The sequence below is a fragment of the Micromonospora sp. CPCC 206061 genome (assembly GCF_036906915.1).
Taxonomy (GTDB): Bacteria; Actinomycetota; Actinomycetes; order Mycobacteriales; family Micromonosporaceae; genus Phytohabitans.
The window spans coordinates 1-5,360 of record NZ_JBAKHX010000168.1 but is presented as its reverse complement, the minus strand read 5'-3'; the positions used below and the strand labels follow the sequence as shown (position 1 = coordinate 5,360).

Genomic DNA, 5,360 nt, shown 5'->3' with positions numbered 1-5,360 from the left:
TGCCCCAAGGGCGGGCCTCCTGGTTTGGGGGGTCGGTGGTTTGGTGTGTGTTTGTTCTTTGAGAACTCAACAGGGTGCTTTGAAAGCCAGTGCCAATGTTTGTGTGAACCTTTGGCAATTTGATTGCTGGGGGATTGCTTTTCAAGATTTTTGTTGGAGAGTTTGATCCTGGCTCAGGACGAACGCTGGCGGCGTGCTTAACACATGCAAGTCGAGCGGAAAGGCCCTTCGGGGTACTCGAGCGGCGAACGGGTGAGTAACACGTGAGTAACCTGCCCTAGGCTTTGGGATAACCCTCGGAAACGGGGGCTAATACCGGATATTCACTGCTGATCGCATGGTTGGTGGTGGAAAGTTTTTCGGCTTGGGATGGGCTCGCGGCCTATCAGCTTGTTGGTGGGGTGATGGCCTACCAAGGCGACGACGGGTAGCCGGCCTGAGAGGGCGACCGGCCACACTGGGACTGAGACACGGCCCAGACTCCTACGGGAGGCAGCAGTGGGGAATATTGCACAATGGGCGGAAGCCTGATGCAGCGACGCCGCGTGAGGGATGACGGCCTTCGGGTTGTAAACCTCTTTCAGCAGGGACGAAGCGAGAGTGACGGTACCTGCAGAAGAAGCGCCGGCCAACTACGTGCCAGCAGCCGCGGTAAGACGTAGGGCGCGAGCGTTGTCCGGATTTATTGGGCGTAAAGAGCTCGTAGGCGGCTTGTCGCGTCGACTGTGAAATCCCATGGCTTAACTGTGGGTCTGCAGTCGATACGGGCAGGCTAGAGTTCGGTAGGGGAGACTGGAATTCCTGGTGTAGCGGTGAAATGCGCAGATATCAGGAGGAACACCGGTGGCGAAGGCGGGTCTCTGGGCCGATACTGACGCTGAGGAGCGAAAGCGTGGGGAGCGAACAGGATTAGATACCCTGGTAGTCCACGCTGTAAACGTTGGGCGCTAGGTGTGGGGGGCCTCTCCGGTCCTCTGTGCCGCAGCTAACGCATTAAGCGCCCCGCCTGGGGAGTACGGCCGCAAGGCTAAAACTCAAAGGAATTGACGGGGGCCCGCACAAGCGGCGGAGCATGCGGATTAATTCGATGCAACGCGAAGAACCTTACCTGGGTTTGACATCGCCGGAAATCTCGCAGAGATGCGGGGTCCTTCGGGGCCGGTGACAGGTGGTGCATGGCTGTCGTCAGCTCGTGTCGTGAGATGTTGGGTTAAGTCCCGCAACGAGCGCAACCCTCGTTCGATGTTGCCAGCGCGTTATGGCGGGGACTCATCGAAGACTGCCGGGGTCAACTCGGAGGAAGGTGGGGATGACGTCAAGTCATCATGCCCCTTATGTCCAGGGCTTCACGCATGCTACAATGGCCGGTACAATGGGCTGCGATACCGTAAGGTGGAGCGAATCCCAAAAAGCCGGTCTCAGTTCGGATCGGGGTCTGCAACTCGACCCCGTGAAGTCGGAGTCGCTAGTAATCGCAGATCAGCAACGCTGCGGTGAATACGTTCCCGGGCCTTGTACACACCGCCCGTCACGTCACGAAAGTCGGCAACACCCGAAGCCGGTGGCCTAACCCTTTTGGGGGGGAGCCGTCGAAGGTGGGGCTGGCGATTGGGACGAAGTCGTAACAAGGTAGCCGTACCGGAAGGTGCGGCTGGATCACCTCCTTTCTAAGGAGCAACCCACCCGACGCGAGTTGGGTCAGGGAACCCTAGGGTCCGCGAATGTCGGACCGGGGTGCTCAAATGGCGGAGACACTGGCAAGCTTGGCAGTACGGCTGCTATCAGCTCTAGTACGACCCTTTGGGGTATGGAACGGGTTTGGTGGGGTGGTGCTGGTTGAGTGTTAAGCATCCTGTTGAGTCCTGAGAGAACAAACCATGTGTGGTTTGGTTTTCTTGGTGCCAGGCGCAGCCTGCTGTCACATACCGTCTGATGTTCCAGGGTTTCTTGGGGTGTTGGGGCTGGTGTGGTGGTGTGGGGTTTGTGGGTTGGTTGTTGTTTGAGATTTGCATAGTGGACGCGAGCATCTTTGTGGTCAAGTTGTCAAGGGCGAACGGTGGATGCCTTGGCACCAGGAGCCGATGAAGGACGTGGGAGGCCGCGATAGGCCTGGGGGAGCTGTCAACCAAGCTGTGATCCCAGGGTGTCCGAATGGGGTAACCCGGCACCAGTTATGTGGTGTCACCTGCACCTGAATGCATAGGGTGTATGGAGGGAACGCGGGGAAGTGAAACATCTCAGTACCCGTAGGAAGAGAAAACAAGAGTGATTCCGTGAGTAGTGGCGAGCGAAAGCGGATGTAGGCTAAACCGGTTGCGTGTGATACCTGTCAGGGGTTGCGTGGTCGGGGTTGTGGGACCCTGCTTACCGTGCTGACACGCGGTAGAGAAGTTACAAAGTTTGCTGTTAGTTGAACAGTCTGGAAAGGCTGACCGTAGACGGTGATAGTCCGGTAGGCGAAAACAGTTGACCTTCTGTGGGTGTTCCCGAGTAGCGGCGGACTCCTGAAATCTGCCGTGAATCTGCCAGGACCACCTGGTAAGCCTGAATACTCCCTGGTGACCGATAGCGGACAAGTACCGTGAGGGAATGGTGAAAAGTACCCCGGGAGGGGAGTGAAATAGTACCTGAAACCGTTCGCCTACAATCCGTCGGAGCTGACACCCTTGTGGTGGAGGTGACGGCGTGCCTTTTGAAGAATGAGCCTGCGAGTTAGTGGCATGTGGCGAGGTTAACCTGTGTGGGGTAGCCGTAGCGAAAGCGAGTCTGAATAGGGCGTTTAGTCGCGTGCTCTAGACCCGAAGCGGAGTGATCTAGCCATGGGCAGGCTGAAGCGCGGGTAAGACCGCGTGGAGGGCCGAACCCACCAACGTTGAAAAGTTGGGGGATGACCTGTGGTTAGGGGTGAAAGGCCAATCAAACTCCGTGATAGCTGGTTCTCCCCGAAATGCATTTAGGTGCAGCGTCGCGTGTTTCTTGCCGGAGGTAGAGCACTGGATGGTCTAGGGGGCCTACAAGCTTACCGAAATCAGCCAAACTCCGAATGCCGGTAAGTGAGAGCGCGGCAGTGAGACTGCGGGGGATAAGCTTCGTAGTCGAGAGGGAAACAGCCCAGATCACCAGCTAAGGCCCCTAAGCGTGTGCTAAGTGGAAAAGGATGTGGGGTCGCTTAGACAACCAGGAGGTTGGCTTAGAAGCAGCCACCCTTTAAAGAGTGCGTAATAGCTCACTGGTCAAGTGGTTCCGCGCCGACAATGTAGCGGGGCTCAAGTACACCGCCGAAGCTGTGGCATTCACGCATGTACTCGGTGTTGTTCTTCGGAACTTCATCCAGGTGTGTGGATGGGTAGGGGAGCGTCGTGTGGGGGGTGAAGCGGCACTGTGAGGTAGCCGTGGACGCCACACGAGTGAGAATGCAGGCATGAGTAGCGAAAGAAGGGTGAGAAACCCTTCCGCCGGATGACCAAGGGTTCCAGGGCCAGGTTAATCCGCCCTGGGTGAGTCGGGACCTAAGGCGAGGCCGAGAGGCGTAGTCGATGGACAACGGGTTGATATTCCCGTACCCGCGAAAGAACGCCCATGACGAACCTATTTGTGCTAACTGTCCGCTCATGGGGATCCTTCGGGTGAACCGGAAAGTGCGCAGGAACCTGGGTGGTAGTAGTCAAGCGATGGGGTGACGCAGGAAGGTAGCTGAGCCCGGCCGGTGGTTGTGCCGGGGTAAGCGTGTAGGCCGGTGTGTAGGCAAATCCGCACACCATGTGGCTGAGACGTGATGCCGAGCCGATTCAGGTGAAGTCAGTGATCCTATGCTGCCGAGAAAAGCCTCTAGCGAGTTCTTAGCGGCCCGTACCCCAAACCGACACAGGTGGTCAGGTAGAGAATACCGAGGCGATCGGGCGAACTGTGGTTAAGGAACTCGGCAAATTGCCCCCGTAACTTAGGGAGAAGGGGGGCCGGACGCGTGAAGCCCCTTTGCGGGTGGAGCGTGGTATGGCCGCAGAGAGCAGGGGGAAGCGACTGTTTACTAAAAACACAGGTCCATGCGAAGTCGTAAGACGCTGTATATGGACTGACGCCTGCCCGGTGCTGGAACGTTAAGGGGACCGGTTAGTTCCGTAAGGGGCGAAGCTGAGAACTTAAGCGCCAGTAAACGGCGGTGGTAACTATAACCATCCTAAGGTAGCGAAATTCCTTGTCGGGTAAGTTCCGACCTGCACGAATGGCGTAACGACTTCCCCACTGTCTCAACCACAGGCCCGGCGAAATTGCATTACGAGTAAAGATGCTCGTTACGCGCGGCAGGACGGAAAGACCCCGGGACCTTTACTATAGCTTGACATTGGTATCCGAGTTCGATTGTGTAGGATAGGTGGGAGACTGTGAAGCTGGCACGCCAGTGTCGGTGGAGTCACTGTTGAAATACCACTCTGTTGGATTTGGGTATCTAACCCGGGCCCCTGATCGGGGTTGGGGACAGTGTCTGGTGGGTAGTTTAACTGGGGCGGTTGCCTCCTAAAGGGTAACGGAGGCGCCCAAAGGTTCCCTCAGCCTGGTTGGCAATCAGGTGTTGAGTGTAAGTGCACAAGGGAGCTTGACTGTGAGACTGACGGGTCGAGCAGGGACGAAAGTCGGGACTAGTGATCCGGCACTTGCGTGTGGAAGCGGTGTCGCTCAACGGATAAAAGGTACCCCGGGGATAACAGGCTGATCTTCCCCAAGAGTCCATATCGACGGGATGGTTTGGCACCTCGATGTCGGCTCGTCGCATCCTGGGGCTGTAGCAGGTCCCAAGGGTTGGGCTGTTCGCCCATTAAAGCGGTACGCGAGCTGGGTTTAGAACGTCGTGAGACAGTTCGGTCCCTATCCGCCGCGCGCGTAGGATACTTGAGAAGGGCTGTCCCTAGTACGAGAGGACCGGGACGGACGAACCTCTGGTGTGCCAGTTGTCCCGCCAGGGGCACGGCTGGTTGGCTACGTTCGGGAGGGATAACCGCTGAAAGCATCTAAGCGGGAAGCCTGCTTCAAGATGAGGTATCCCACCCCGTGAGGGGTTAAGGCCCCCAGCTAGATGACTGGGTTGATAGGCCAGAAATGGAAGCCCGGTAACGGGTGTGAGTTGACTGGTACTAATAGGCCGAGGACTTGACCTACAAAGCTGCTACGCGTCCACTATGCGAATCTGAACCAACAACCAACCGCCCGTCAGGGCCAGGGGTTGTGTGGTTTACAGAGTTACGGCGGTCATGGCGGAAGGGAAACGCCCGGTAACATTCCGAACCCGGAAGCTAAGCCTTCCAGCGCCGATGGTACTGCACTCGGGAGGGTGTGGGAGAGTAGGACACCGCCGGACATCTTTC

At 57.4% G+C, this 5,360-nt stretch carries 3 rRNA genes; all 3 read left to right on the top strand.

Features of this window, described 5'->3' with window-relative positions:
• The first annotated feature begins 150 nt into the window (after positions 1–150).
• The 3 genes from V6V89_RS41015 to rrf all read left to right on the top strand — a co-directional run bounded on the left by V6V89_RS41015 (position 151) and on the right by rrf (position 5,353).
• Positions 151–1,667 (top strand): 16S ribosomal RNA (locus V6V89_RS41015).
• Between the two features lie 366 nt (positions 1,668–2,033).
• Positions 2,034–5,153, top strand: a 23S ribosomal RNA gene (locus V6V89_RS41010).
• Between the two features lie 83 nt (positions 5,154–5,236).
• A 5S ribosomal RNA gene (rrf, locus tag V6V89_RS41005) occupies positions 5,237–5,353 on the top strand.
• The 16S, 23S and 5S rRNA genes sit together here, the layout of an rRNA operon.
• Positions 5,354–5,360: the final 7 nt, after the last annotated feature.